This window comes from Mucilaginibacter celer (assembly GCF_003576455.2).
In the GTDB taxonomy this organism is placed as follows: Bacteria; Bacteroidota; Bacteroidia; order Sphingobacteriales; family Sphingobacteriaceae; genus Mucilaginibacter; species Mucilaginibacter celer.
Genome location: NZ_CP032869.1, coordinates 6,683,388 through 6,710,278, shown reverse-complemented (window position 1 = coordinate 6,710,278; position 26,891 = coordinate 6,683,388). Strand labels below are relative to the sequence as shown.

The window sequence follows — 26,891 nt, the reverse complement described above, 5'->3', positions numbered from 1 at the left end:
AAAAGAAAAAGCCCCCGATAACGGGGGCCCTGATTTCAAGTAAGCTTTACTTACAGACGGCTAATCCTGTTTCCCGTCATCCCCTAATATATTTCCCAGCATTTCTGCCGTCTCCGTTTCGGCCTCGCGCTTATCAACTTCCTTTTTTAAAGAAGGATACAAAGCATATCCACACAACAAGCCACTAACAAGGCCCCCAATATGGGCAGCATTATCAATCCCGCCGGCCAGGCCCATCAAAAGATTATATCCCACAAAAATAGCTGTATTGATCAGGAAAGGCTTCTTAAAATCTGGCGGGAATAAATTAGTAGTAAGCAACGCTAAAAATACACCATACATACCAAATATAGCACCCGAAGCACCCACACTTACTGTTGCCGGGTGCCAGGCAATACTGGCTATGCTTGCTAAAATACCTGTTAGCAAATAAATTATAGTGTACCGGCGGGTGCCGAGCAAAGGTTCCAGGAAAATGCCTACAAACAACAATCCATACATATTAAACAAAATATGCATTAAGCCGCCATGCAAAAATATATTGGTTAAAAACCTCCAGTATTGCCCGTTTAAGGTGGCGGGCCTTAAATTACCTCCCCATTTTAGCAAATCGTCGGCCCCGAAGCTTATAAAACCCAATCCGCTAAAAACCATAATAATAAACACCAGCAGGTTCAGATCAATAATAATTGCTGTAGCAAAAAAGCCTTTGTGCGGTACTAAAACCTGTTTTAACCATTTCAGGCCCTCATTATCCTTAGCTTTGGTTTTAGCCTTTACACCCGATGTTTCCTTTAACGGCCAGTAAGCAACAATTATTAAAAGGATGCAGCAGCCTATCCCGAATGAACCAAATATCCAGGGGAATTCATGACCTGTACGGGTTTTAAAAGGCTCGTTTACCGGTGATAGAATTACCGGTTCGGTTTTACTTAAACTGTCTTTTGTTTGTACGGCAGCTACGTAACCGCTTTTTAAATCGCTTGCTCCTAAACGTTCCAGGTAAACAAATGCGCCCAAATCTTCAGTATCAAAATCGCGCTGGCTTTCACTTGCAAAAGCTTTGTAGCGTGCTTCCTTCTCGGCCGGCGATAAGTTGTTACTGATGGTTTCGCTATATCTTGTACCTATCCAGGCAACCGGATGCATAACAGCATCAGAGGCTAAAGGAGGCGGCCCGGCAACGGATCCGGAGTCACTATCAGCAGTATATTGTTTTTTCTGATTAATCAGTATCACCCCGTTCCTGGCGCCATCGCCATAAAGTGCTGCGGCTGCGTCGCCTTTCAAAACGCTTACAGTTGCAATTGAGGCAGGATTGATCCGGCTCACCTCTTCCGCCGCAATCCACTTCCCGTTTAAGATGATAAGCGGTTTCTTGCCGTCAATTTTATAATCCGACAATGACGAATCAAACCCGGGTGCGGTCTCAACGGTATCGAGCACCGGGCTCACCGCGTAAATGTTCATATTAAATTTGTCGTTATATTTTCCGCTAACATCAAACGCAGTTTTAAAACGCACAAAACGCTTATCGGCATGAAAGTGCTTTATTTCGTAAAACTTAGTGAGGGGCAGCTTGTTTAAATCGCTTACATGCCTAAGCACGGTTAGTTTGCCCGTGGCCTTTTCCATATAAATCTGAGCTATTACACATGGGGCCAGCAGGGTTAAAACAGCCATAGCAAAAGTAAAGGATGCCGGGTCCCGACGGCCGGTGCTTTGTATGTTAAGCAATTTAAATTTCGGATTAATCCAAAGCCAAACAACTATGAATGCCAATATTCCCGGGCCAACAAATTGTATGTAAAGATCTTTAATGGCGAAAAGTTCCAGCTTTACAAATATCAGCCAGTTAAAAAAAGTGTATATACAGATAGCCAGAACGGCTATAACTACTGAGGGAATAAATACTAATTTGAGCTTAGTAAAAAATGTATTCATGACAAGGCTTTTTATAAATAACCAGGGCTAAGATATTAATTTAAACCAATCCTGGTGATTCGTTATCTACAGGAATATCAACTTAACGGGCCGCTGCTTTGCAACAACTCCATCCCTTAAATCTACCATCCCACCTATTTATATTTTCTCTCATTTTTAGTATATTAAGCCATCCTTTTAATCAGCAGGATCCGCAACATGAACGTTTTTACCAAAACCACCTTATTGTTATTGATAACAGCCCTGATATTTGGCTGCAAACAGGCCGATAAACCGCACAACCGCCTGGGCAATGCCTCGCGCGATGATAAAAACGGATGGATCTATGTACACCTCGCGGGTTCGCCGGCCGATATCGGCTACCAGAACGGCTACCTGCTGAGCAAGGAGATTGATACCCTGCTAAAGGTAATGGCTTACTACCTGCCCTACAGCAGCAAAAAAGACTGGGCCTTTTACCGCGCCGCGGCAGGTAAATTTATGTGGAAGAAGATAGATAAGGAATACCAGGACGAGATTCGCGGCATTGCCGATGGGCTGCACGCGCAGGGCCTTAAATATGATACCCTTGATATCGTTGCCCTGAACGCCAACATCGAACTGGCCCAGTACTATGTACCCCAACTGATGAACAAAATTAAGCCCGGCAGCGGCGATAACAAAGCCCCGGGCAACTGCAGCGCCTTTATAGCCACCGGCAAATACACCAAAGACGGCAAAATAGTAATAGGCCACAACAACTGGACCGACTATATCATCGGCGAGCGCTGGAATGTGATAGCCGATATCGTACCCGAAAAAGGCAACCATATTTTAATGGACATGGCGCCCGGCTACATCCACAGCGGCGATGATTTTGTGGTTACCGGCAACGGCATCCTCATTACCGAAACCACCATTACCGGCTTTAAAGGTTTTGATACCACCCGCACGCCCGAGTTTGTACGCGCCCGCCGCGCCGCCCAGTATGCCAACAGTATTGACGACGTGATAAAACTGATGAGCAACGATAACAACGGCGGCTATGCCAACGACTGGCTGATAGGCGATACCAAAACCAACGAGGTGGCCAAACTTGAGCTTGGCCTTAAAACGGTTAAGGTATGGCGATCAAAAGATACAGCCATGATCGGCTCTAATTTCCCGAGCGATCCTGAACTGATTAAAAAGGAAACAACCTTTGATGTAAATGATAAAACCACATCGCCCAATGCCCGTAAGCTACGCATGGAAAAACTGGTTTGCGTAAACTACCAGGGCAAGCTTGATGCCGAAACCGGCAAAACCATCGAAGGCGATACCTTTGATGCGCTCAATAACAAAAACGCGCTTAACCGCTGCGTTATTGACGGCCATATTGACGAAGACCCAAAAGGCTGCCCCGAGTGGAGCGAAGGTCCTTACTTCCCGATGGGCGCGGTACAAGGCAAGGTAACAACAGCCGCCCTGGCCGGCAAAATGCAGCTATGGGCACACATGGGCCACCCCGGCGGCACCGACTTTTTAGCGGCACCATTCTTTAAAAAACATCCCGAATATAATTACCAGGCCAAATACCTGCGCGATATGAAAGCGTATCCCTGGACTTTGTTTAGTGCGAAGTAACGGGCTTTATTTATTAAACATAATGATAGCGGCATTGCAAAACATGCAATCTGCTATCTTTTATTTTGTATATCAGCCGGTGTTCGTCTGTTATCCTGCGGCTCCAGCATCCTGCAAAATTTCCTTTAAGTGGCTCCGGCTTTCCGATGCCTTTAAAAGGCGAACGCATGGCATCTTTAATCAATATATTTATCCGTTCCAAAACTTTTCTGTCGGTTTGCTGCCAGTACAGGTAATCGTCCCATCCCTCGGTTTGCCAAACCAACTCCATTAATCTTCAATTAACTTATGCTGATGGAAAACTCCGCTATCCATTTCATCAATTGCTGCCTGCAGGCGTTTACGGTTGCCCTCGCTTTTAACAATATGCAGGGTCTCAACAATAGCATTATACTCATCCAAATCCATCACCACCACATTTTTTCCCTTACTCCTCGAAACAATCATGATCTCAGCATTATCATTTACCTTATCCAGGCTCTTAGCCAGGTTTTTTCGAAAATCGGTATAATTCAACACATCCATAAAATAAGTACTTATTCAGGTACAAAAATACGTATTTTTATTCTACAAATTACCTCTTAATTCATAAACACCGAACTCACCGGCGCCACATCCGCATGCGAAAACGAACGCAGGAAACCTGCCTTATAATAAGCCAGCTTTTCCTTACGGTTTTGGGCCTTCAGGCTTTGGTACATACCCAGCATCGACCATCCGTTGCCCGGGTTACGTTCCAAATCTTCGCGGTAAACCTGTTCGGCCTGGGGGTTGTAGTCGCTTTTTAGCAAGTAGGCGCCTAAAAACTGGCGCACGGGGATGGGCCAGTCGGCAGGCTCGGTATAAATCATGGCATCTTCAATGGCCATGGCCTTTTTAAGGCAGGCCATTCCATCATCGTATTTGTTACGGCCCAGTAAAATGGCCCCATCCAGCATATTTTCGGCAATTGAAGCGCCTTCAAACGCCGTGTTAAAGGGGATGCGCCTCGCTTTTAAAGCCGGCCCGCCAAGTTTATCGCGCAGCAACTGCAATTGTACTGCAGCCGAATCTGGCTCCCCGGTGTACAAAAAAGCCAGTCCGCGGGCAAAGTTATTCAGGATGCAGGCGTATCTCCAGCCGGGGTTAATAGCGGTACTGTCTTTCAGCAACTCATGCCATTTGCCAAGGCGTACCATGGTAAACACCGGCATCATATACAGGTATTGCGAATAATTATCAACAGCCGATGGGGTAACGCTTTTGCGGCAGCGCAAGGCCGCATCCATTGCCTTTTGATACATGGCGCCGCTAAAAGCGCAATAAGTTTCAACCGCAAGCACATGCGGGTTGCTTTTTGCCGATGCTATGTTTTTTGCCAGCCCGGCATACAGCGCAGCGCTTTTTTCGGCTTTTACGTTGGCATCAACACCCTGAAAGTACAGCCCCGTACGTTGGTACACGTGACTGGCCATGTGTACCATGTGCGCCACACCCGGAAAAAGTGTTTTTAAGGCCTGCGCATTGTCCGCAGCCACTTCGGGGTTGCGCGAAGCCTCGGTAAGGTGGATATAATAATGCAAGGCGGCAGGATGGTTAGGGTTAGTAATAAGCACAGCTTTACAAAGTTCAACCAATTCGGGCGTCCAGGCTTTGGCCCTGCCGTCGCTCTCCCAAAAATCCCAGGGGTGGATCAGCATTACAGCGTCGATATACAGCATCCTGATATCAACATCGGAGGGATAAGCATCAATCAGTTTCCGCATACCCTGTGCATAAGCTCCATTATCGGCCAGTGCAATACCGCCCTGCGGGTACCTGAGGCTCATTACACGCAGCAATTCTTTTTCCTTTCCGGTTGCGCCGGCTGCGGCAACATTCATCTGTTTTAAAACCGCAGGCAAAGCTGCCGGTGCAATGTATGCTCCACCGGCGTTATAGTACGGACCAAGACTTAATGCCTGCCCCCAGTAAACCATCGGCGCAGCAGGGTCAAAACGGGCAGCTTCCTTGAACGAGGCAAAAGCCTCTTTCATGTGGTAGCTGTAATATAAGGTTAGTCCCTGGTTAAAATACAAACGGGTGCTGTCGCTGGCAGTTGCAATTGGATAGTTGTAATTACCCCAGCCTGGCAGCAAGGCTATAAACTTGCCCCTTGCCGTGGTATCGGCATCAGTAACATCTGCCTGCCAGCTACAGGTAACAGCGGCTGATGCCCCACGGACCGTACCCGGTTTTGGCTTTTTAACTTCAAACGCAAACAGGTACGTTGCAAAAAGTACAACAGCACATCCAAATAACAGCGCTACCTTTTTCATTTTAGGGCTTATTAGCAGGCGTTAACAGTAAACAGAAGGTGTATAATTGAGTGTAAATGAAAATACAAACTAATATACAAAATAAACAGGAAGTATTTGGGCGTTCCTGTTAGCCAACGGGCGGGCTTTACGCTGCAAATCCTCGCCCGGGCCATTACGCGCTTAGGCCTGCGCGGGCTGTGGGTTTTCCGCTGCAATCCCTAACGTGAGGTTGTCTGAATCAGAATTTACAGAATTTTAGAATTTGCAGAATTACTGCTTTTCTAACTACTGCTATTACTGCCGGTTAAGCGATAGCGTAACCAGTGGCAGGGAGTTTTTTACAAATCCTTTATCCTGCTTAACAGTTCACTGTCGCTGATATTATCCAGATCGGATTTATCATAAGCAGACAATAAATAAACCACTTCGTTGATAACCTGAACATGGGTAATAATCCTTGCACCGCCCGATTTCCCTTTATTTTTCGATGTAATTGCAAGGCGAATTTTATAGCAATTGTTACCCAGGGCTATGCCGGCTTTCGGGTCTTGGGCCAAATCGGTTATTAAACCTTTGAGGTCGATCTTTAAAGACTGAGATTTTTTGCGAGCTTCTTTAATTCGCGGGCGAAAGCCGGGGTGGGTACAACCTTAAAGCTCATCGAGTAATTCCTGCATTGATTGTGCCTCAACCTTACCTTGCTGATGCAGCTTTACAAACGCTACCGATTCTTCCAGATCATCCAGCACCTGTTTTTTTCTGGCTGCACGCCCTGCTGTTTTATCCCCCTTTACAGAAATAATCTTTCCACCTAACTGTTCAACCAGTTCGGCCAGTGTTTTTTCCGACTTTTCGGGTATTTCGATGGTGAGCGTTGTCATATACTCAAATTTACATTTATTACAACATTGCTCAACTATTTAATCGCTCTACCGGATTAGGTTATACTTAATCCACGACAGATGATAACAGGCCCGACAAAATAAAACTCATTTTTTGCCAACCCGGTACACCTTGTAATTATACAGGCATCTTTCAAAATGGTAACCTTTTTCCACAAGCTGTTGTACAAATAAGCGTAAATCGGCATCCACCAAATTATCATACTCTGCAAACATCGGTACCAGGATCATGGCAGGTTTGTTTTGTTCCAGATCGTGCTTAAAGCGGGCTTTGGCAAATGGTGTTTGGGTGATATTGAAGTAAGTGCTGGGCGAAACACGTTCGGAATATGCCTGCACCTGCGTACCGAAACTGTGCACCAAAACCAGATCGGTGGGCCGGGTGTTGTCCCGCACCCAACGGCCCAATAACTTTCGGTCGCCCTCGGGTGGGTTAATGTATGGTACTGTGCCGTACGAAAACTTAAAAGGAGCCTCGCCCAACACAATTTTAGCGTTACGCACGGCTTCTTCCATCCGCGGAAAAAGCAAAGCCCCGATAAGTAATAACGCATACCGAAGCCTGAACCTGTACTTTTTGCTGAGGTAAGCTATAGCGCAGCCGTTTAATATGGCCAGCGGCGGCAGCATTTCCTTTAAATGCACCACATCATAGATACCTATAAAATTGATAGCCGTAAATGTTAATACAAGCCATAAAATAATAAGCCCCGGTTGCTGCTTTTTTACAAAAAGCCCCGCAATGGCCAGGGGATATAACATGGCCATAGGCGAGTAAATAAATTTGCTGAGGAAGCTTTGCCATTTATAAGCCATGGTATGATCAATAGCGCTGCCCCGGCTAAAATTATCAGTAAACATGTTTAAGCTAAGGTTTTGAATGCTGATGCCGGATGCCACACAAAGCAGCAACAAAACCATAACACCCATAATTACCCCGGCTGTAAACCAGGCCAAATCCAAAAAACGTTTCCGGCTAAGCATGTATATCACCAAGGCCAAAATCACAAAAACAGCCGACAGCCGGAAGTCTGCAGCCAGGCCGGCCAGGATGCCGCTCCATATCAAATCGGTATTCTTGCCGGCTTGCAGGTAGCGGTTAATGGCTGCCAATAGCAACATCACCTCATAAGTTTCGGTAAAGGCCACAAATCTGCTGCCGGTGGCGTGCCATAACAAGGTCATGCCATAAATAAAGGCGGCAGTGAGCGCGGCCCTATCCCCTGCTATTTTTTGTACGATGCTATACAGAAAGTAAATTCCCAGCGTTTGGCACAGCGTTGCCAGCACCCTTGGAAACCAGTAATTAACCCCAAACAACCAATCCGAAAACCCGAAAACAGCAAATATAAAAGGCGATTTATTATCAGCCCCGCCAGTATAGGGTACCAACCCGTTCCTGAACCAGTTGCGGCCGATGTAATGCCAGATGGATTCATCGAATGATAATACAAAGCCATCGCTAAGCAGGGTGATGGTGAGCTGCCATGCGGTGAATAAAATGAGGATGCACCAAAGCTTTTGGGTTTGCTTGGGTGTTGATGAGTTGTTGGGTGGCACCGGGGTTAGGGTTTACCTGTAGTACGGTGGGTTGTGGGTGGGGGTTGCTTTTGCTCACCGTATCTTCAATTAACAGCAAGAGGCATTACTACGGGTGCAAGCAGAATACAATTAATAAAATCCAGTCGGCCTCCATCGCTAAAATTGGTAAGGTTTTCAATAGAGTTACTTAACTGGTCGTAACTCTCCTGCCTTCTCTCATACAACAGTTTAGTTTTTTCATCCAGTTTATTTTGGTAATCTTTTTCTCCCCATCCGGTCATAAACCCGCAGCCTGCGTTATTGGCAACCATAAAAGGCAAAATATACACCCCACCGGTTGCCTTATTCACCTGCTCAATATTCAGCCCCCGTTTATTTATGAATGCGACAACCTTCGCAATCCCTTCTTTTATAAATACTGGAGTAGCTGCCGTGTAGGCAACGTTAGTAAGCTTGTGTTGATCAATATTAAAACGTATAAAAACGCATCCTTTCCAACAATTTTGCCGTGCCGAATCCGCATCGACTTTGTAATTATTTATGAAGGTGTACCTAATATCGTTAAAATTCCTTATTGAACTATCATTGGGGTTGGTTTGTGCATTTGAAGATAACGAGATCAGTAAAAATAGAATTGAGATTATTATTTTCATAAATGCTGTTATTAGTTGCATTTTTTTCCACTTAACCCGGCTCTTTGCCATTCGGTGTAGCTATTTCTTTGTTGTTCTGTAAGACCTTTGTCCTGAAGTAATTTATTATAATCTGTAGGATATTTCACTGCGAAATCTTTCAGTCCTCCAAAAGCCAAAGCGTTGGCGTTTGCACTATCCGTGCCAAATGCCTGAGTTAACATAGACGCGATATCCGCGATATAATTATGTGCAATATCTGTATGTTGCTTTAATTGATCATTCAAATTAAAACCTTTATAAAGGTAATAGGAATGAATAATTTCATGAATAAATATTGACGCTTTATAATCCTGTGAAGCGTCGCCTGGTAAGACACTGGTGTTAACTCTAACCTCAATATTCATTCGGTCTGAGCCAACCGAAGTTATAGTTGATAATGCCGGACCTCCATTAGTCTTTGAACTTTCAACGAAATGTAGATTTATCTTATCTGAACTTTTAAACACCTTCTGAATGATATCGCTTATATCACCGGTCAGATCCTTGCTTATAAGTTTACTTACCACATCTCCGTTACAGCCTTTCAAATCGTTAGTTATAGTTGTAGTAATTGGTACCGATGCATCCGTCACGGTCGTACATGGCACTTTGCCGGTAGGCGGAGGAAATCCAGTCTCTGGATCTCCCGGAAGTGGCTGCAATTTATTTACCGTCAAGCTATTAACCTTAATTTTATCAACATTATCAAGCGCATTTGTTGGCACACAAGGTGCTGGCGGTGGCGGGGTAGTTGTTGATCCGCCACCACCACCACCGCCTGTACCGGCAACGGGAATTGACCCTCCTCCACCGCCGCCGCTTCCCGAATCCAAACTTCCGGAATAGGTTGTTACACAATAATGCTCAAGAACTACCGTGCCGGTGGTTTGCCCGTTGTACGAGCTTGTCTGTGTCCAGGTGTAGCATGTTGTTGTTTCAGTTAAATTGGTTTTTATAGCGTTTGTGTGTTCTTTGCCGGTAGTTACAGCACCCGCTGAAGCGCTATCGGGCGAGATCTGGCCGCTGATCTTTCCGCTGTTATATGTCCACGCGCTTACAAATTTACCTTTAGGGGTTGAGTAAAGTACTACCCCGGTAAAATCGCTGTCACGTTTATTGTATTTATTGTTATCCAGTTTAGTTAAATCACCTTTAAGATACAACGGATCACCAATAATGGTCATGATATAGGCATGGTAAGTACCAAGCGTTTTTATCAGCAGGAATGAGCTTTTACTGTTAGCTGCTTTAAATTCCGTTCCGGAGGTTTGCTCCTTCAGACCGATGTTCAGCTTTCCGGAAATTGTCGCATCAACGGGCATCTCCACAACGTCATCATCAAAGCGAGTGTACACTGCGCCATTGCTCCAGTCTGGCTTTACCCCTTGGCTCCAATCCTGATCTTCTGATGCATCCTGTGTGGCGAGTTTGGTATTTGCAGGATAGGCATTTTCATACCAGCTTTTTGCTTCCGTAACAGCAGCTAAGGCAGCAGCAGGTGTACCGGGTGAGTGATTATCTTTTTTGCAACTGCCTACAATCATAGCAGCAAGAGCAACAGGCGCGCATAATAAAATTAGGTTTTTAAAAGCGGGTTTAGGTTTTTTCATTAAATAAGCAGATTATCTTTACACAAGATAATAATAAAAAATAAACAAAAAATATTTTCTTTTAAAAACTAATAAGGAAGGTTTGAGCATTTCAGCCGCCTGGCCGAACTTTAGCGACAGCGTAACTTCAACCTAAAATGTTTTAAGTTTTCGGCTTAACTGATTATTCCTGCTGTCCGCCTTCATCGCTGTTTGCGAACATCGCATCAATTTGAAAAAAACCAAAAGTAGCCTGATACGTGAACCAGTATATGGGCCCGAAGTGAGGATACTTGCGGTAACAAGAGTATAAACTAAAAAGGCCGGATCAATCTCCGGCCTTTACATGATAAATAATGTATCTATTTTTTCTTATTGCCCGGCAAACCTACCTTTTGAATAGTCTTTGCCGCTTCCTCTACTTTTTTAACTACTAAAGGATCATTTTTCATGACTTTTAATCTGATCGTTAACCATACCGGCACCCAATCCTTTTTCAATATTCAAACTGCTTGATATAGTTGCCATTGTATCCTCTCCTTTCTTTAGTTATTCACCCTGGCTACCGCAAACGTCCTCGCTTGTGGTCGTCGAGCTATCTTATACGAGGGTATCGCCGCCTTTAAACCTAAACGAGGGCCAAAAGCGAGGACGCTTGCGGCAGCGAGGTAAGATTGATTCATGTTAGGTAAACAAGCGTGTAAAATAACTATAGCACACACATCGGTTCCTTTCAAAATATGATGAGCGTGGTTACCAGATTGCAGGCAATCGATTTGAAAATTTGCTGCTAACAGTCTCAACTGATACTCTTTAACAACAAGCATTTAGTTATGCCTGTTAGCAGCAAAGCCTTATGGCTTATTAAATACCGCGTTATAAGTTAAGCTTTTAGCCCCCTTAAAATCAACGCGCCGGTTTGGCATGCCATCCAATTCCATAGTTCCGTTTACGGTAAACTTAATCTCGGCAAAGTTGTAACCGGTTATGGCATGTATAGTGACGGTGTATAACGAATCTTTAATAACGGGGCTCATCACCAGGTCCTTTTGCCAGCTCAGCGGCTTTCCGTTGCCCCTCACCCCTACCTGTGTTATATTTTTCATCCCCGCCAGGCGCAGGTTCAATTGTATGGTAACATTCCTGGTTTTTTGAACGCAGCCAAATTGCATCCAGATCAAAAAAATGGCTGAAATAGTTAATAGTTTTTTCATGATCATTTTTGCTTAGTCAATAAATAATCCAACCCAAAGCGGCCACTGCCGGTAATGCTGTAAAACAAGCCGATCCACACAAAACCCATGGCCGGTAACATGTTCCACAACCCGTTTTGCCATTGCTGCATAAAAACAGCCACCAGCATAGTGCAGCAAATTAAAATACTGAATAACCGGGTTTGCAGCCCGAGCATTAAAAAAATGCCGCCTACCGCCTCGCTAAAGGCACCCGACCAGGCAAAAAATACCGGGAACAATTTGAAGATGCCTCCGTATTCGGCCACATCGTTCGGGAACCAGAACGCTACCTCAAAAAAATGCAGATTGGCATCTGCCGGGCTCCAGGGCAAACCAAACTTGGCCGAGCCAAAATTGGAGGTAAGTAAATAACCACAAACAACACGCGGTATTAGCAGCAATAAATCCTGGTACCAGTACGGCATGCATACGGGCAATGTGAAACGCTTTAGGTAATTGATAATCATATCTGTCTTTTTTTTGACCAAAAATCAGGATATGTACAACGCCCGTCGCTGCAAATCATAATATGATACCTATTTGCGCGCCCGGCAATCAGGTTAGTTGCATTTGGAATTGTTTAGGCGTAAGGCCGGTGTGCTTTTTAAAGGCCCTGTTAAATGTAGCTTTAGAATTGAAGCCGGCATCGAATGCAACAGCCAACATGGTTTGATCGTTCAAACGTCCGCCGGTGATGAGCGCCTTGGCCTCATCAACCCGGTAATTATTGATCAGATCATTAAAGGGCATGCCGAACCGCGTATTTACTACCTTACTGAGTACCGAATGGTTGGTTTTCATAAGCTTAGCCAGCGCGGTTAACGTTAATTCGGGGTCGAGGTAAATCTTATCAACTTCAAGCAATTGCAAAAGCGCATGTTTTAAAGGGGCTATCAATTTTTCGTCGGCTTCAATGCTATCTTCAGTCAACCCGGTGCCTTTCGGCGTACTGCCCCCGGCATCGTCGTACCCTGCCACTTCTGCCGGGTTAAAATGAAGTTTAGCAAGCGGACTATAATCCTGTCCGTAAGCACTGATGGCAATATAATAGGATACGCCCGCGAAACCCATAAAATAATACCAGGATAAAACATAAGTAGCGTGTGTAAACAAGGATGAAAACTGATCGGCAATTAAAACGATAACCAGCAGCAAATCGGCCACCAGGAAGCGCTGCATCCATCGCAGGCCCGCGCTATCGGCAAATGAAAGTTCCTGGTAGGTGAACAGGCGGTACCTTCGGTAATGTTTCAGCGTTAAAAACAGGTAGGTTAGCATACTTACCGACCATAACCAGGAGTACCAGCGGTCGAAATCCGGGTCGCTGATGCCGTTCATGAGGGAGTATCTTTTTAAAAACAGCTTATCGACCAATACCACCACAATGGCCCATAACAGGTAAAGCGCGCCCGGCAAAAAGTGAAGATAGTTATACCCGCTAATGCGGAAATTATCGTTCACCAGGCTTTTAAAATAAAAAAACAGCAGCGGCCCCAAAAATAGTCCCTGTACAAAGGGGGTATAAAAAAGCACGTCGCGGTAGGGCTGCCCGTCATACCATCCGGCAAAACCCGCCATCCAAGGAAAAATGAACAGGCCAGACAAAGCGAGGAAAACCGCCAGCAATTTTGAAGATAAGCGCTGTTCGCGGATGCCTTTCAAATAAATTAAAACAGCGAAAACCAGTAACTGGGTAAAGAAAATGAGTAGAAGCGCGCTGTAAAAATTAAAGTAAAATAGCATAGAGGTTAATTACTCAAATGTAATTATTTATCGGTAGGTTAGGGGGTTGGGTTATTGAGTTATATTATCTCACTATCGCAGAAGCATTTGATGCTGCCGCAAGCGTCCTCGCCATAGCCGTTAACTTAAGGAAATTTTGAGAAGTTTTTTTAAGATGTTGTATAGGCGGGGCTTCGCCGATGGGCAAAACCACTTAGATTTTCCCATATTTGTATAGTTTTATTTTTAATAAAAAAGGCGGTTGTTTTCCAGACGTATACCGCCTTTTTCTATTTAAATATAGGCAACCCGTTGGCGGTATTAAATAAAATAAAAAAATCAGGCGGCTTTTAGTCGCCTTTTTTGTTGATATAGCGCTGCGTTTGTATTTTGATGTTTGCAACTATAAAATTGATTTACAGTAATTTATGATTTTATTTTTCATAAAAAAGAGATAAATTAGCCTCCTGAAATTTATCGATTCTTATTATGGTATACGGATAGCTTTTATATAGGCCCTGTAAAAACAAAAAGCCACTGGTGGAACAGTAGCTTTTCAATTCTTTGCGGGGGTGAACGCTTTATTAATTAACGTGAGTTCGGTTTAAGCAGCTAATAAAAGCTGGTTGTCATTTTCTTGAAATATAATGTTAAGGGAAGGTTTCTTAGGGAAGAAATGGTAAGCGCAAAGCACGCCCATAGTGTTCATCAGAAAGTTATTCACGGATCTGTGCCTGGTGTGCTGAAGTTTGCAGATGTTCTTTAGCTCATCGTTTACGCATTCAATGATAGCCCTTTTTCTGAGCATTATTTTATCGGCCTGAGAGATGTTAAAGTCTTTCATGTTTTTACGGGGTTTGGTGATCATCTGTATACCATTTCCCCAAAGCAGGTCGGCCAAAGCTTTGGATGTATAGCCTTTATCACCGAACAATTTGCCGAAGATCTCTTGCGTCATGGATGTCATCAGTTTGATATTCCGGTCATCAACATTGCCCTTTGTAAGGTAAAAAGACAGTATTTCACCTTTGTCGTTAATGATCAGGTGCAATTTGAAACCATAAAACCAACCGATAGAACACTGGCCTCTTTCCGCCACCGAAGCAAATACTTTATGGTTATGGATGCGTCGGTTATGACAGGCTTTGATATGCGTTGAATCAATAAAGTTAATACCCCGTGACTGCCCCAGGCAATGGGTTTTCAGGAAAAGCATCATGGGCACAGCCACTCTTTGCTGTAATTCGACAAAACGGTTATAAGATACCAATCCAGAAAAATCGTTTTTATAATGAGCACAAATAAAACAAAGATAGAAGTGCTTAAGGTTGGTAAAATGTCCACTATGAAAAGCGATCAGTATCGTGATCAATTCACTATCGGACAGTGAAGTTTTACGGTTTCTGATCTTGTAGTTACCCGCATCAAGTTGATGCCGGGCTATTTGAGACTCAGATTCTTTACAAAAGTCATCGACCATAACGAAAATTTCAATAATTTTATCAGGAGTAAGCATAGATTGATACCATTTAAATTCGACACTTAAAGATAACAAAATATGCTTACTTATTGATATTTAGATAGTTGAAACTAAATCTATTCGACGGTTATTTTCTTCTCTTATCCCGAACTCACGTAGTATTAGCTAAAAAAATAAAACGAATAAGGATTAGCAGATACGCTTAAGATTGCTCCGGAAACCGTATCAAGCCGGCGTGCCAATTCAACCCAACCATCCATTAACGTCTCTTTGAGATTGCTGATTATTTAGACGTTGATGATCTTCACCTTATTTCTTCTCTAAAGTGATTGGCTTCGGATGATCGTTTGGTAATTCGATATTTTACTATCCAACTCATCAATTATAACCCTTTAACTGTGCCTGGAAATCATAGTTGATATAATCCCATTCTTCCGGATTTTGTTCCTGACACCGGAAATTATCCAAATTGATAGGCTTTTTATCATAAAAATCAATCATTAATTTAAGAAGCGGTAAAAATTCAAATTGATAGCCAATATCGCCGAGATTTGCGTATTTTCTTTTAAGCATTGCACAAAAAAATCGAAGTGCTTCGGATGTGGTTTTTACTTCATTATCGTAGTTCTTCGGGTTGATAATTTCCTCGTCATCAGATATGATTTTTATCCTTTTAATAACGGGGTCATATTCGATATTAACAGCAACTGGTAGGCTTAAAAATTCAACATTGTGTATGATCCGCCAACCGTCAAATGCTTTCTCTTCTTCTGCTGCCTCTAATTTTAACCGCTCTTTTTGTGCTTGCCAATCCGGGGCAAATCTTGCATTAAGCAGCTTGGCCATGTAATCCCGGTGTTCTTTTTCACATTCATAAATAAAGCTGCGATGATGTCCTAATAAGGCGTATGATACAATTCCCCCGGGCTGTGCTTCATCATGCAATTTTACGTTAAGCATGATTGAAAATGCTTGATAGGAATCTTTGAAAACTTTGATAAGGCAATTTCTAAACAACCTAATCAATTCGTTTCGGTTAGCCGGCGTGTCGCTAAGCACAGGTAAAGTACACAACTCCAATTTAATCCAACGTAATGCATCAATTTGTCGCTGCGCATGCGCATGTTTTATCATAACGCTGGCTGGCGGCGTTCCTATCGGTGGAGCTATTTCGCGAGTATTAAAAAGTGTTCGCAATAAATTTTCATAATTAGCCTGATAATTACTTCCATCCACCAGATCGATGTAATATTTACCTAACAAAAAACTGGGCGAGGCGTCCAGCCATGCTCCGTCACGAAGAACCGGAATAAATTTATCAAGAGCTCTTTTTACGAAAATCTCTCCAGTAATAATATCCCCTTCATAGCCGACTCCACCTGTCCGCGTATCTGATTTCAATTTATATTTTGGTGTACAAATAATCAGCACAAAATCACTATCTCTAACGGCCTGTTCCATAAATTCAGGTAGTTGCGTACCCGGCACGGCATGCCATTGATCTAAAATGGTTTCAACGCCATCGTTCCGTAATTGGCTTGCAAATTGTTTTATCCAGCCCTGATGAGCGGGACGATCCCAAGCGTATGAGATAAAGCATTTTGGAGGATTATGCATTGGACAGGCAAGGTTTATGGTAATAATTTCAAGTATGTCTTCTTCGATAACAATGTTAAAAATAAGATATTATTCGCTACTGTCCGGAAAAAAAATAGGAATAGATAAAAATACGGGATTAGGTGTTATTTGAAGATTTTTTCTTTGACAGGAAAAGATAACCTTAGCTGGTCAAAGTTAGCAACAGCGTAACTTCGTCCTAAAATGGTTTAAGCTTTCAGCTTAACTGATTATTTCCTGCTGTCCGGCTTTATCGCTGTTTGCGAACATCGCATCAGTTTGAATAAACCCAAAAGTAGCCTTATACTTGAACCAGTATATGAGCCCGAAGTGAGGATACTTGCGGTAACAAGAGTATAAACTAAAAAAGCCGGATCAGATCTCCGGCTTTGCATTATTAATAAAATATCTATTTCTTCTTTTCGCTTGGCAAACCTACATTTTGAATAGTCTTTGCCGCTTCCTCTACTTTTTTAACTACTAAAGGATCATTTGCATGACTTTTTACCTGGTCGCTAACCATACCCGCACCAAATCCTTTTTCAATAGTCAAACTGTTTGATATAGTTGCCATTGTATCCTCCCTTTTCTTTAGTTATTCAAATTTAATTAATAACCTGATAATCAAAATTCAACTGTACCGGCATGCTGTCGCCGGTGTTCCACTTTTTAAAAAACCAGTGTTCCAATTTTAAAAACCGGTGTTCCAATTTTAAAAATCAAAAAGCACAACTACCTGATTACCAACATCAATGTGTTCCAATTTCATTTTTAACGCTTTTTGCAATTTTATAACATACTGATTATCAAAACAATAAAAAAAACAAAAATCACAAAGTGTTCCACCAAAAAACTGGAACACGACGTATGTCTGAATCAGAATTTACAGAATTTTAGAATTAGCAGAATCAAAGCCCTATCAAAACACCTTCCCCTCCCATAAATTCCCCCCAAAAACCTATTCATACAAATCAGCTAAATCAACGTAATCATCCTAATCCACGGTCAAAATCTGTGTAATCAAAAAACAATCGGTGTAATCAAAAAAAATAAATCCGAAATCGAAGATCCCAAATCCGAAATCCCCAAACTCACTCCATCATCAACCTTCTGATCAGCTCGGCACTCTGCGCCTTACCCTCGTCCAGCCTATGGCTAAAAAATGCCTGCGTATCATTAAAATGCTTCTTATACCCCTCCATATCCCCAAACCCAATAATAGCCGACCAATCCCTCACCGCCGAGTGAAACTCCAAATCATCTCCGCGGATGGTTTTATCATACAGGGCAGTCTCTAACGATTCTTCCAGCAATTCCTCGTTCTTAAACAAATATTCGGCAATTCCCAAACGCAGGCGGAATGGCGGGGTTTGGCAAATGAGGTTATCATACGGGTTAACACCGAGGTGGTACCAGGCATCAACCATACTCAAAATACTGAGGTGCGAGTTGGGTTTCTGGCTATCGGCATGTTGCGATAGTGAAAACTCTTTCATCACGCTATCATTAAGCATAATAGGCTTGCGGCTTTCATGAAAAACAAAATCGCGCGCACGGTATATACGCTCCTTAAAGGCCTGCGATTCTTCCTTGATCATTAGCTTAAACAATTCTGATTCTGATTCGGCATAGCGCTTTACCTGTTGCCGGGCATAAGGGTTAAGGATAGCCAGCCCGGCGTAAACGTGAGCCTTATAGCTAAATATGCGCAGCGTGGTAAGAATTTTCACATTATCAATACCACCTATATATGATGCATTTTCCCATGGGAAAAACCCTGCCGATTTCCAGGCGGTGCCCATACTCTCGAAACCTACGTGGGTTACGGCCTGGGTATCGGCCACAATGCGGTCGTGCTCATGGTAATCAGGAATTTCAACAATATTGCTGCCTATGGCCGTAAACACGTCGTACATGCGCTGGTAGGCTTCGGCACTTGTACGATGCGGTATAAGGATAAGAGTTTGCCCCTTAGGCTCAAAACCCGGCCCGTGCATACCATGAAAGGTAACTATCTGCGCATCGGCAGGCAGGTGTTTCTCAAACGTGGCAATCTCCGGCGATTTAACCGAGGTTTGCCCGGCCACTATGGCGCCGTATTTGGTTGCCGGGCCATACTCGGCCACAACCCGCTCAATGCTATCAGCCTCTACCGAATAAATGATCAGGTCGTTAATCCGGGCTACATCCTTGCCGCTGTCCATCACAGTAATACCAAAGGGAGTTAGCTCCTCCTCCAGTTTTTGGCGGTTGGCAGGCAAATCGCATCCGCTAACCGTATAACCTGCTTTGGCGAAGGCCTTTGCGTACAAACGGCCCATATCACCCAAACCAATAATACCTATATTCATGCCGCTAATATAACTATGAGTAGGTTAATTACGTACTAAAGCTTATTTTAGCCAAACAAACCAGCAGGTATTATAATAAAACCATAAGCAACTTGTTTTGTTAATACAACGCAACTAATTTTACTTTTGATGAAGAAGCATTTAATTTTTACGATAACGGTTTTAACAGCACTATTTTTAACGGGTATAACGGCAGGCTTCGCCCAGGATACCACCGCAAAAAAGAAACCCGCCGTAATGAAACCGAATGCTATCCCCCCAATTGTAAAATCGAGCCCGGCAAAAGCCCCTGTTGTTACCCCCGCGGCCACTCCTGTTAAGTATACCTACGCTCAACCCAAGCCAACCGCAGCCGATTCGGCCCTGCAAAAAGATAAAAGCCTTAACGGGCAGTACCAATACCTGCTTAGCAAGCTGTACCACTACCAGCAGCCCCTGGTAGCCGCCTTTTGGAAAAATGCAAAGGACACGCTTACCATTGAACGCCGCCAACTTTCCGAAGCCAAAGCCAAACTGGCCGAACAGGGCAAAAGTGTTGAAAGCCTGAAAACTGATGCCACCAGCAAAGAGCAGGCCCTAAACGAATCGAACGCCAAACGTGATGAGATAGGCCTTTTAGGCATTCCGTTTACCAAGGCCACTTATAATTTAGTAATGTGGGGATTGGTGATTGTATTTGGTGTAGTTGCCGTTATTGTAATAGCCCGCTCGGGCGCGCACAGCCGCGAAGCAAAATACCGCATCAAACTATACGAAGAACTGGACGAAGAATACAAAGCCTACAAAGCCAAAGCCAACGAAAAAGAGAAGAAACTTGCCCGCGAACTGCAAACCGAGCGCAACAAGCTTGATGAGTTGTTGGGCAGAGGGTAGGGTTTGTTGAATTCGGATGTTCGATTTCGGATTTTTTTATTGGCGTTACACCGGTTGATTTTTGATTACACCGATTTTTTACTGTCGATAATTTTTTATTCATTGTCAATCCTGAGGAACGAAGGATCTTCTTCGCCAGACATATCGGACTGGCCTATTGAATAAGATGCTTTGTTCCTTAGCATTGACAAAATATTATCCATTCCCCTACCATGTCAAACACCAGGCTACTTTCACAAATAACCCAACTCCGCGCCCTTGCCGATACCGGCCTGCTCTATGCAAAAAACGAATACGATATTGAACGCTATCACGAGCTTCAGCACCTCAGCACCCAGATGTTTGATGAGGTGAGCGGCTATGGCGAAGACACTATCAACCTGTTGTTTCCGCAAGCTGCCGATTACCCTACAGCCAAAGTTGATTTGAGAGGGATCCTCTTATCTCCGGATAACAAAATACTACTGGCACGCGAAAGCGGCGATGGCAAATGGTCGTTACCCGGAGGCTGGGGTGATATTGGTTATACCCCTAAAGAAACCATTATTAAGGAGTTTTGGGAGGAAACCGGCTTACAGGTAAGCGCCGAAAGATTATTGGCTGTGTTTGATAAAAAGATGCACCCGCATCCCCCGCAGCCATTTTATGTATACAAAATGGTTTTCTACTGCAAAGCCATTACAACCGAAATAAACAAGGGCTTTGATGTGCTGGATGTACAATATTTTGATATCGATAACCTGCCTCCATTATCGGAAGACAGGATCCTGAAAAGCCAGATTGAATTGGTGTATCAAAAAATCATCAGCAACGATGTAAGCGTTTGGGCCGACTAATAATTTACGTCATCAAAAACTGCTACTGCAACTGCCACAAAAAAACTACTCTTTCAAAGCAGGCAACGAACGCTTCTCGGCAGGCAGGGCCTGGTATTTTTTATACGAATCGTTAATATAAACCGCCAGCGATGCGCCGTTGTTATCTTTTATAAAGTCATAGCTTGGCCTGTAGATGGTCATGAAGTTTTCAAGTTCCTGGCCGCGCAGGGGGATGATGCTTTGTACATAATTCATGTTAAATACCTCGTCGATATGGCGCTCTTCTTCTTCGCGTTTAAAATATTTTTTGAGGCGACGGGCATCACGGGCTTCCTTGCTAAACCATGAAGTTGGCGACAGGGGGTAAACCTTGCTGCGGGTATAAACTTCGGGATATTCTTTATGCGCATCAAAACTCTCGCGTTTGGCACTGATGTTTACCTGTTTTAAGGCAATGGTTTGCGTAACAAGCTCAATTTTTTTGGGTGTAAAATCGGTAACATATAAGGTATCTGATACATAACCCGGCGAGCTGAAAATAAGGGTATGCCCGGTTTCGGTACGGATACTGAAAGCGCCCTTGTTATCGGTAATGGTCATTTGCCTGTTTTGGTTATCGCGCACAAAAACGTTAGACAGTTTGGTGCTTCGACCGGCCTCGTTAACCGAACCTTTAACAACGTTTTGAGCCCGGGCCGCGCAGGTAAAAAATAGTATTGCCGATAATATAAGGTAGCGGTATTTCATGGTAGTTAATTTGTGTTGTAAAATAAACTTATTTTCAATACCAACGGTTTTCAATTTAACAATTTTGAAATCTTCTATCAAACAAATGACAAAACCCTGAAGCAGCCTGCCGGTAGGGGCATAAAAAAGCCCCGTCAAATTTTGACGGGGCGGTTGGCAATGCATTATTCTGTATTATGTCCCGGTATCGTTTTACTCAGGATTTAGGTTATTTAGTATCGGTTTACTTTAAAATCGGAGATGCCGCCGCTCATATGGATGAGTATTTTGTTTTTGGCATTATCAAAACCTTCGGTTTCGTAGCTGTTATCACCTTTTTTATCAAAGCCGGCAAACGTATTGTCTGACAGGCCTGTATTAGCAGTAATACGGCACGCTGCACTCTTAGGCACGCTGATAATCACCTCTGAAGCCCCTGTTGAAACCTCCACATTGGTGGTTGAAACGGGGTTTCCAAGCCTCACGTCAAACGACGCTGCTCCGCCCTTTAAAGATAGGCTTTTTATTTTGAATTTTGAAAGATCAAAATTTAAATCTGTGGCGCCGGTTTCAACATCAATATCCCAGATAGGATTTGGGTTTAGTTTAATGTCGGCCTTGTTGTTTTTATTGTCGTCCGAATCAAAATGAAAACCCTTGTTATTTTTTAAACGCAGGTTAAGCACGGTTACCGAATCGTCCTTTTTTTGGTTTAGGGTATACTTACCATATAGCTCCTGTGTTACCGCGTTGAACAGATCGGCAGTGGTATCCTTTAAATTATAAACTGTACCGCCGCCGCTTAAATTAAGGCGGGCATATTTAATGCCGGTGTTATAATCCTGCTTAAAGGTATTTTCGCCGCCAACCTTCACCACACCCTGATCGGTGTTGGTGGTATCGCTATCGTCGTCATCATCATTATCACGGTCGTCGTTATAATGAAAAGTCCAGGCATTTGGCCAAAAATGGTAGCGCTTGCCAAAGTTGCCAAATACCAACAAGGCAAAACCGGCAACAACAACAGCCATTTTTAATATGGTAGCCAGCGGCGACCGATTGCCTGCAAACACCAGGCTTACACCACCCATCACCAAAAATATCGGCCACAGGTAAAAAATGTTCATCCAATCAAAATTTATTACGTGGAAGTTATCCAGCAGGAATACCACTCCCAACAAAACCAGGATAGTACCCGGAACAAGTTTATCGCTTCTCATGATATTTATATAGTTGGTGGAGTGTTATCAGATTGTGTTTCTTCTTTGGTTTCAGTGGCTGCAGGCTCAGCATCTGCAGCATCAGCATTTTGCCAGCTTTGTTTTTCCCAGGGCTGTTTTTTAAAGCCTGAGGCGATTAGGGCTATACCGCCTGCAACCAGTGCAATGGGCCAAAAGTTTTCAAAATCCCAATCGGGCATCAGGTCGAGCTCGTTAAGCAGGCAAATACCGCCTATCAGTATCAGTGCCACGCCAAACACCAGGCCAAAGGTTGACGCATGTTTTTTTGGCGGGGCTACAAATGGAGGCTGATTAAAGGGTTGGTTTTGGGGGGCGCCGGCAAATGGATTAAAGGGATCCTGCTGCGGAGGTACACGGTAATCTACGCCCGGGGTAAAATCCAGTCCTTTTTTAGGCAATGCCATCCAAAGTATAAAATAAATGAGTACGCCGCCACCTTTTAATAAAAGCGTTACTAAAAATATCGCTCTTATAATGGCCACATCCATGCCGAAGTACTCGGCAAGGCCCGCGCAAACACCACCTATTACCTTGTGGTGTTCATCGCGATGTAGTTTCTTTTCCATAGTTATGTTTTATGTTTAATGTTGATTGATCATAACTGGCCCGGTGCGGGTTTGATGATGATTTCGTCGACATTGGCACCGGTGCTCATTCTGTAAATATTGATCACTGCCGATGCGATGTCTTCGGGCAGCACCATGGTATTAGGGTCAACCACAGCATCTTTCCACGAATCCGTTAACGTTGATCCGGGTATTACGGCGGTAACTTTTACACCATGCTCCTGCATCTCGAGCCTCATTACCTTTGTTAGACCTAACAGCGCGTATTTTGTTACACTGTAACTTCCGGCCTGCACAACAGGGTTTAAAGCGGCCACCGAACAGATATTAAAGAAGTGCCCCTTTTTTGCTGATGCCATTTTTTTTCCGAAAAAACGGTACAGTTCATAAGCCGGCATCAGGTTGGTATTAAGCTGGGTTTGGAAAGTTTCGTCGGTATCGTTCAATATACTCGATGGGATAAATGTGCCCAGGTTATTAACCACTACGTCAATAAAGCCAAACTCAGCTTCGGCAGCGGCGGCAAAGTTCAGCAGCTCGGTTTTGTTGCTGCCATCGGCCTTCATGGCAAAAACTTTTACACCGGGATCAATCTGCTCCAGCTCATCCTTAAAAATTAATAATTCTTTCTCATTCCGAGAACAAATTGCCACGTTTAATCCTTCATTAGCAAAAGCAATTGCAATTGAGCGGCCCATGCCTTTGGTTGATCCGGTAATGAGTACGTTTTTCATATGTTTTTGTCGATTTTTATTTTTTACGATTGAAGCTTTGTGCCCGCAATTTACGTAAGCATTGTAATTACACTGCCTACAAAATTGAATTTAAATGACTTGTTTTAATTGCTGACCGTTTAGGCATAAAGGTAAAAAAGCGTATTTTTAACCGATTTTTATACAAATAGATGTTTCACAGCTTAGGAAGATATATACTACTACTACGTTTAAGTTTCAGGAAGCCCGAAAAATTCAGTGTGTATTGGAGCGAGATCATGCGCGAGATGGTTTCGGTGGGTATCGGCTCGTTAGGCATCGTTGCTATTATTTCGCTGTTTATCGGCGCGGTAGCTACCATCCAGACAGCTTTCCAGCTTATCAGCGATTTTATCCCCAAAACAGTAGTAGGCGGCATTACCCGCGATTCGACGATATTAGAGTTTAGCCCTACCATAACGGCGCTGGTATTAGCCGGACGCGTAGGCTCGGCCATGGCCTCGCAAATTGGTACCATGCGCGTCACCGAACAGATAGACGCTTTAGAAATTATGGGTGTAAACGCTCCCGGATACCTCATCTCACCTAAAATTATCGCGGGCGTTACCATGATCCCTTTATTGGTTATCATTTCTGTGTGCCTGGGTTTAACCGGCGGCTACATAGCCTGCGCGGCATCACAGGATGTATCAACAAATGATTATCTGCGCGGCCTTACCGACGGCTTTAACCCGGTTATCGCTACCGTATGTTGTGTTAAGGCTATATCCTTTGGCTTTGTAATAACATCCATTTGCTCATACCAGGGCTTTTACGTTAACGGCGGATCGCTTGAGGTTGGCCAATCGGCAACACGCGGGGTAGTGTGGAGCTGTATCATGATCCTTTTTTGCGACCTTATCATTTCACGCCTCCTACTATGATCGAGATTAAAGACGTATATAAAACCTTCGGCGAAAACGAAGTTTTGAAAGGAATTACCGCAAATTTTCGTCCTGGAAAAACCAACCTGATCATCGGCGGCTCGGGCTCGGGCAAAACAACTTTGCTCAAGTGCATTGTCGGTTTGCATGAGCCTACCAAAGGAGAGGTAGTTTTTGATGGCGAGAATTTCACACATATGAATTTTGAACAACGCGTACCAATCCGCACTCAAATAGGTATGCTTTTCCAGAATTCGGCACTGTTTGATTCGATGACTGTTGAGCAGAACATCATGTTCCCGCTTAACCTGTTTACCAATCAAACCAAAGCCGAGAAACTTGACCGTGCAAACTTTTGCCTGGAACGGGTTAATCTTACAGGCAAAAACAAACTATACCCCTCCGAATTATCGGGCGGGATGAAAAAACGTGTAGGTATTGCCCGGGCCATATCCATGCAACCCAAATACCTTTTTGTGGATGAGCCCAACTCCGGCCTCGACCCATTAACATCTATCCTTATTGATGAACTGATTTCTGAACTTACGCAGGAATACAGCATTACCACTGTAGTGGTAACCCACGATATGAACTCGGTAATGGGCATTGGCGACCACATCATTTTCCTGTACCAGGGCAAAAAATGGTGGGAAGGATCAAACAAAGAGATAGCCAAAACCGATAATAAAGAACTGAACGATTTTGTATTTGCCAGCCCTTTTATGAGAGCGGCGAAGGAGAAATTGTAGTTGGCAGTTGCAGTTTTTAGTGGCAGTTGCAGTATATCTATAAAAAATCGCTTGTATAACACGAGGCTCCTATGGAGCCTTAATACTTTTTAGGCTGCTGCTATAAACACGTTACCCCTCCGGGGTGTTTACTGGTATTTTTTCAACTCCGTTAGGAGTATCATGTTTATAGTAATTTACAAGCTCATTTCCCGGCTCCGGCAAGAGCCCTTTGTCGGCAACCCGCTAAGTATTTCTTCTCACTGAATAAGCGCCTTATCGGTTGTATTTTTATAATAACTATATTTGCAAACTATTTATTTGCCTGGGGCATGCTAACTGCCAACAGCACATTGCAAACTGAACAAGAATGATCCAACTACTTACCCCAACGCATTGGAAAGATTACGAGCTGATTGATTGCGGCGATTTTGAAAAGCTGGAACGCTTTGGGAACACCATATTAATCCGCCCTGAGCCACAGGCCGTTTGGAACAAAACCCTGCCCGCTTCCGAGTGGCAGCGTTTACACCATATTAAATTTAAAGGCCGCTCTGCAACTACCGGCGAGTGGTTAAAAAAAGATCAAAAAACACCTGATCGCTGGCACGTCGAATATAAAAACAATGAAGCTGCCATCAAATTTCGCCTGGGATTAACCTCGTTTAAACACGTTGGTATTTTCCCCGAGCAGGCTGTAAACTGGGATTACATCAGCCAAAATGTAAAACGCTTTAAAACACCCGAGCCTAAAGTGCTTAACCTGTTTGCCTATACCGGTGGGGCATCACTCATTGCCCGCGCGGCCGGTGCAGATACTACCCACGTAGATTCGATAAAGCAGGTAGTTACCTGGGCCAACGAAAACCAGGAAATTTCGGGCTTGAAAGATATCCGCTGGGTGGTTGAAGACGCTTTGAAATTTGTGAAACGCGAGTTGAAACGCGGAAAAAAATATAACGGTATCATCCTCGATCCACCGGCTTACGGCAATGGACCCAACGGCGAAAAATGGAAGCTGGAAGATAATATTACCGAGATGATGCGCGATGTTACCCAACTGCTGGATCCGGAAGAGCACTTTCTTATTTTGAATACTTACTCGCTTGGTTTTTCATCAGTAATAGTTGAAAACCTGATTAAAAGTTCGTTCCCGCAGGTGCAAAACCTCGAGATTGGCGAGCTTTACCTACAGGCCACAGCAGGTCCCAAATTACCCCTCGGAGTTTTCGGAAAGTTTCATAAAATTAAAAGTAATTAATTTCCAATATCTATCTTTGGCGCAAACTAAACCCACATTTGCCGGTTTTTAACCTGCTGAAATAATTGTATTAACGCACCTTATATACACCTGCTTTTACTG

26 protein-coding genes are annotated in these 26,891 nt (G+C 43.7%); 6 read left to right on the top strand and 20 right to left on the bottom strand.

What is annotated here, in order from left to right; translation table 11 throughout:
• Positions 1-60 precede the first annotated feature (60 nt).
• Complete coding sequence (locus tag HYN43_RS28100) at positions 61-1,944, bottom strand: rhomboid family intramembrane serine protease (protein WP_119407165.1); 1,884 nt, start codon at positions 1,942-1,944, stop codon at positions 61-63.
• Between the two features lie 198 nt (positions 1,945-2,142).
• Between HYN43_RS28100 and HYN43_RS28095 the strand changes: the two genes are divergently transcribed.
• Positions 2,143-3,549 (top strand): C45 family autoproteolytic acyltransferase/hydrolase, encoded by a 1,407-nt coding sequence (locus HYN43_RS28095; RefSeq protein ID WP_119407164.1) that lies wholly within the window; start codon positions 2,143-2,145, stop codon positions 3,547-3,549.
• Between the two features lie 13 nt (positions 3,550-3,562).
• Here HYN43_RS28095 and HYN43_RS28090 read toward each other — a convergent pair whose 3' ends face one another.
• The 15 genes from HYN43_RS28090 to HYN43_RS28020 form a co-directional block, all read right to left on the bottom strand.
• Positions 3,563-3,820 (bottom strand): Txe/YoeB family addiction module toxin, encoded by a 258-nt coding sequence (locus HYN43_RS28090; protein WP_119407163.1) that lies wholly within the window; start codon positions 3,818-3,820, stop codon positions 3,563-3,565.
• Positions 3,820-4,074 (bottom strand): type II toxin-antitoxin system Phd/YefM family antitoxin, encoded by a 255-nt coding sequence (locus HYN43_RS28085; RefSeq protein WP_119407162.1) that lies wholly within the window; start codon positions 4,072-4,074, stop codon positions 3,820-3,822. Before HYN43_RS28085 ends, HYN43_RS28090 begins: the two co-directional genes overlap by 1 nt.
• Positions 4,075-4,130: 56 nt before the next feature.
• Positions 4,131-5,846 (bottom strand): hypothetical protein, encoded by a 1,716-nt coding sequence (locus tag HYN43_RS28080; protein WP_119407161.1) that lies wholly within the window; start codon positions 5,844-5,846, stop codon positions 4,131-4,133.
• Between the two features lie 320 nt (positions 5,847-6,166).
• A complete protein-coding gene (locus tag HYN43_RS28075; protein WP_245447052.1) occupies positions 6,167-6,385 on the bottom strand; it encodes a type II toxin-antitoxin system RelE/ParE family toxin in 219 nt (72 codons plus the stop codon).
• Between the two features lie 93 nt (positions 6,386-6,478).
• Positions 6,479-6,709: a hypothetical protein gene (locus tag HYN43_RS28070; protein WP_119407160.1), complete on the bottom strand. Its 231-nt coding sequence runs from the start codon at positions 6,707-6,709 to the stop codon at positions 6,479-6,481.
• Positions 6,710-6,817: 108 nt separating this feature from the next.
• Positions 6,818-8,290, bottom strand: a complete 1,473-nt coding sequence (locus HYN43_RS28065; RefSeq protein ID WP_119407159.1) for an ArnT family glycosyltransferase — start codon at positions 8,288-8,290, stop codon at positions 6,818-6,820.
• A 65-nt stretch (positions 8,291-8,355) separates the two neighbouring features.
• Positions 8,356-8,925: a hypothetical protein gene (locus HYN43_RS28060; RefSeq protein ID WP_162996665.1), complete on the bottom strand. Its 570-nt coding sequence runs from the start codon at positions 8,923-8,925 to the stop codon at positions 8,356-8,358.
• An 11-nt stretch (positions 8,926-8,936) separates the two neighbouring features.
• Positions 8,937-10,556 carry a hypothetical protein gene (locus HYN43_RS28055; RefSeq protein WP_119407157.1) on the bottom strand — a complete coding sequence of 540 codons (1,620 nt, stop codon included), beginning with the start codon at positions 10,554-10,556 and terminating at the stop codon, positions 8,937-8,939.
• Positions 10,557-11,389: 833 nt separating this feature from the next.
• Positions 11,390-11,749, bottom strand: coding sequence for a hypothetical protein (locus tag HYN43_RS28045; RefSeq protein ID WP_162996664.1), 360 nt, complete (start codon positions 11,747-11,749; stop codon positions 11,390-11,392).
• A gap of 2 nt (positions 11,750-11,751) precedes the next feature.
• Complete coding sequence (locus HYN43_RS28040; RefSeq protein ID WP_119407154.1) at positions 11,752-12,237, bottom strand: DoxX family protein; 486 nt, start codon at positions 12,235-12,237, stop codon at positions 11,752-11,754.
• Between the two features lie 88 nt (positions 12,238-12,325).
• A complete protein-coding gene (locus tag HYN43_RS28035) occupies positions 12,326-13,513 on the bottom strand; it encodes a helix-turn-helix domain-containing protein (RefSeq protein ID WP_119407153.1) in 1,188 nt (395 codons plus the stop codon).
• A 583-nt stretch (positions 13,514-14,096) separates the two neighbouring features.
• Positions 14,097-15,008 carry an IS982 family transposase gene (locus HYN43_RS28030; RefSeq protein ID WP_119407152.1) on the bottom strand — a complete coding sequence of 304 codons (912 nt, stop codon included), beginning with the start codon at positions 15,006-15,008 and terminating at the stop codon, positions 14,097-14,099.
• A 342-nt stretch (positions 15,009-15,350) separates the two neighbouring features.
• Positions 15,351-16,589, bottom strand: coding sequence for a toll/interleukin-1 receptor domain-containing protein (locus HYN43_RS28025; protein ID WP_119407151.1), 1,239 nt, complete (start codon positions 16,587-16,589; stop codon positions 15,351-15,353).
• A 409-nt stretch (positions 16,590-16,998) separates the two neighbouring features.
• Positions 16,999-17,163, bottom strand: coding sequence for a hypothetical protein (locus HYN43_RS30550; protein ID WP_162996663.1), 165 nt, complete (start codon positions 17,161-17,163; stop codon positions 16,999-17,001).
• A 517-nt stretch (positions 17,164-17,680) separates the two neighbouring features.
• Positions 17,681-18,940: a prephenate dehydrogenase gene (locus HYN43_RS28020; protein WP_119407150.1), complete on the bottom strand. Its 1,260-nt coding sequence runs from the start codon at positions 18,938-18,940 to the stop codon at positions 17,681-17,683.
• Between the two features lie 129 nt (positions 18,941-19,069).
• On the opposite strand from HYN43_RS28020, the gene HYN43_RS28015 reads away from it, so the two are divergent.
• Both HYN43_RS28015 and HYN43_RS28010 read left to right on the top strand, forming a co-directional pair.
• Entirely contained in the window at positions 19,070-19,813 is a 744-nt protein-coding gene (locus HYN43_RS28015) for a hypothetical protein (protein ID WP_119407149.1), read from the top strand.
• A gap of 212 nt (positions 19,814-20,025) precedes the next feature.
• Positions 20,026-20,649: an NUDIX hydrolase gene (locus tag HYN43_RS28010; protein ID WP_119407148.1), complete on the top strand. Its 624-nt coding sequence runs from the start codon at positions 20,026-20,028 to the stop codon at positions 20,647-20,649.
• A gap of 45 nt (positions 20,650-20,694) precedes the next feature.
• Here the strand turns inward: HYN43_RS28010 and HYN43_RS28005 are convergent, their stop codons facing one another.
• From HYN43_RS28005 to HYN43_RS27990, 4 genes are all read right to left on the bottom strand, one after another.
• Positions 20,695-21,378: a carboxypeptidase-like regulatory domain-containing protein gene (locus tag HYN43_RS28005; RefSeq protein ID WP_162996662.1), complete on the bottom strand. Its 684-nt coding sequence runs from the start codon at positions 21,376-21,378 to the stop codon at positions 20,695-20,697.
• 212 nt (positions 21,379-21,590) lie between these two features.
• The gene (locus tag HYN43_RS28000) at positions 21,591-22,577 is read right to left on the bottom strand and encodes a LiaI-LiaF-like domain-containing protein (RefSeq protein WP_119407146.1); all 987 of its coding nucleotides are present in this window, start codon (positions 22,575-22,577) and stop codon (positions 21,591-21,593) included.
• 5 nt (positions 22,578-22,582) lie between these two features.
• Positions 22,583-23,164 carry a PspC domain-containing protein gene (locus tag HYN43_RS27995; protein WP_119407145.1) on the bottom strand — a complete coding sequence of 194 codons (582 nt, stop codon included), beginning with the start codon at positions 23,162-23,164 and terminating at the stop codon, positions 22,583-22,585.
• Between the two features lie 29 nt (positions 23,165-23,193).
• The gene (locus tag HYN43_RS27990) at positions 23,194-23,898 is read right to left on the bottom strand and encodes an SDR family oxidoreductase (protein ID WP_119407144.1); all 705 of its coding nucleotides are present in this window, start codon (positions 23,896-23,898) and stop codon (positions 23,194-23,196) included.
• Positions 23,899-24,068: 170 nt separating this feature from the next.
• On the opposite strand from HYN43_RS27990, the gene HYN43_RS27985 reads away from it, so the two are divergent.
• The 3 genes from HYN43_RS27985 (at position 24,069) to HYN43_RS27975 (ending at position 26,789) form a co-directional block, all read left to right on the top strand.
• Entirely contained in the window at positions 24,069-24,800 is a 732-nt protein-coding gene (locus HYN43_RS27985) for an MlaE family ABC transporter permease (RefSeq protein WP_119407143.1), read from the top strand.
• Positions 24,797-25,549, top strand: a complete 753-nt coding sequence (locus tag HYN43_RS27980; protein ID WP_119407142.1) for an ABC transporter ATP-binding protein — start codon at positions 24,797-24,799, stop codon at positions 25,547-25,549. Before HYN43_RS27985 ends, HYN43_RS27980 begins: the two co-directional genes overlap by 4 nt.
• 349 nt (positions 25,550-25,898) lie before the next feature.
• Positions 25,899-26,789, top strand: a complete 891-nt coding sequence (locus HYN43_RS27975; protein ID WP_119407141.1) for a class I SAM-dependent methyltransferase — start codon at positions 25,899-25,901, stop codon at positions 26,787-26,789.
• Positions 26,790-26,891 lie beyond the last annotated feature (102 nt).

What these genes read in the sequence shown, in the direction of transcription:
- HYN43_RS27980 (WP_119407142.1), top strand. Translation starts at nt 24,797, where the DNA reads ATGATCGAGATTAAAGACGTATATAAAACCTTCGGCGAAAACGAAGTT.
- HYN43_RS27975 (WP_119407141.1), top strand. Translation starts at nt 25,899, where the DNA reads ATGATCCAACTACTTACCCCAACGCATTGGAAAGATTACGAGCTGATT.
- HYN43_RS28080 (WP_119407161.1), bottom strand. Translation starts at nt 5,846, where the DNA reads ATGAAAAAGGTAGCGCTGTTATTTGGATGTGCTGTTGTACTTTTTGCA.
- HYN43_RS28030 (WP_119407152.1), bottom strand. Translation starts at nt 15,008, where the DNA reads ATGCTTACTCCTGATAAAATTATTGAAATTTTCGTTATGGTCGATGAC.
- HYN43_RS28045 (WP_162996664.1), bottom strand. Translation starts at nt 11,749, where the DNA reads ATGAAAAAACTATTAACTATTTCAGCCATTTTTTTGATCTGGATGCAA.
- HYN43_RS28015 (WP_119407149.1), top strand. Translation starts at nt 19,070, where the DNA reads ATGAAGAAGCATTTAATTTTTACGATAACGGTTTTAACAGCACTATTT.
- HYN43_RS27995 (WP_119407145.1), bottom strand. Translation starts at nt 23,164, where the DNA reads ATGGAAAAGAAACTACATCGCGATGAACACCACAAGGTAATAGGTGGT.
- HYN43_RS27990 (WP_119407144.1), bottom strand. Translation starts at nt 23,898, where the DNA reads ATGAAAAACGTACTCATTACCGGATCAACCAAAGGCATGGGCCGCTCA.
- HYN43_RS28095 (WP_119407164.1), top strand. Translation starts at nt 2,143, where the DNA reads ATGAACGTTTTTACCAAAACCACCTTATTGTTATTGATAACAGCCCTG.
- HYN43_RS28100 (WP_119407165.1), bottom strand. Translation starts at nt 1,944, where the DNA reads ATGAATACATTTTTTACTAAGCTCAAATTAGTATTTATTCCCTCAGTA.
- HYN43_RS28025 (WP_119407151.1), bottom strand. Translation starts at nt 16,589, where the DNA reads ATGCATAATCCTCCAAAATGCTTTATCTCATACGCTTGGGATCGTCCC.
- HYN43_RS28060 (WP_162996665.1), bottom strand. Translation starts at nt 8,925, where the DNA reads ATGAAAATAATAATCTCAATTCTATTTTTACTGATCTCGTTATCTTCA.
- HYN43_RS28005 (WP_162996662.1), bottom strand. Translation starts at nt 21,378, where the DNA reads ATGAAATACCGCTACCTTATATTATCGGCAATACTATTTTTTACCTGC.
- HYN43_RS28085 (WP_119407162.1), bottom strand. Translation starts at nt 4,074, where the DNA reads ATGGATGTGTTGAATTATACCGATTTTCGAAAAAACCTGGCTAAGAGC.
- HYN43_RS28000 (WP_119407146.1), bottom strand. Translation starts at nt 22,577, where the DNA reads ATGAGAAGCGATAAACTTGTTCCGGGTACTATCCTGGTTTTGTTGGGA.
- HYN43_RS28010 (WP_119407148.1), top strand. Translation starts at nt 20,026, where the DNA reads ATGTCAAACACCAGGCTACTTTCACAAATAACCCAACTCCGCGCCCTT.
- HYN43_RS28070 (WP_119407160.1), bottom strand. Translation starts at nt 6,709, where the DNA reads ATGACAACGCTCACCATCGAAATACCCGAAAAGTCGGAAAAAACACTG.
- HYN43_RS28040 (WP_119407154.1), bottom strand. Translation starts at nt 12,237, where the DNA reads ATGATTATCAATTACCTAAAGCGTTTCACATTGCCCGTATGCATGCCG.
- HYN43_RS30550 (WP_162996663.1), bottom strand. Translation starts at nt 17,163, where the DNA reads ATGGCAACTATATCAAACAGTTTGACTATTGAAAAAGGATTTGGTGCG.
- HYN43_RS28020 (WP_119407150.1), bottom strand. Translation starts at nt 18,940, where the DNA reads ATGAATATAGGTATTATTGGTTTGGGTGATATGGGCCGTTTGTACGCA.
- HYN43_RS28090 (WP_119407163.1), bottom strand. Translation starts at nt 3,820, where the DNA reads ATGGAGTTGGTTTGGCAAACCGAGGGATGGGACGATTACCTGTACTGG.
- HYN43_RS28055 (WP_119407157.1), bottom strand. Translation starts at nt 10,556, where the DNA reads ATGAAAAAACCTAAACCCGCTTTTAAAAACCTAATTTTATTATGCGCG.
- HYN43_RS27985 (WP_119407143.1), top strand. Translation starts at nt 24,069, where the DNA reads ATGTTTCACAGCTTAGGAAGATATATACTACTACTACGTTTAAGTTTC.
- HYN43_RS28035 (WP_119407153.1), bottom strand. Translation starts at nt 13,513, where the DNA reads ATGCTATTTTACTTTAATTTTTACAGCGCGCTTCTACTCATTTTCTTT.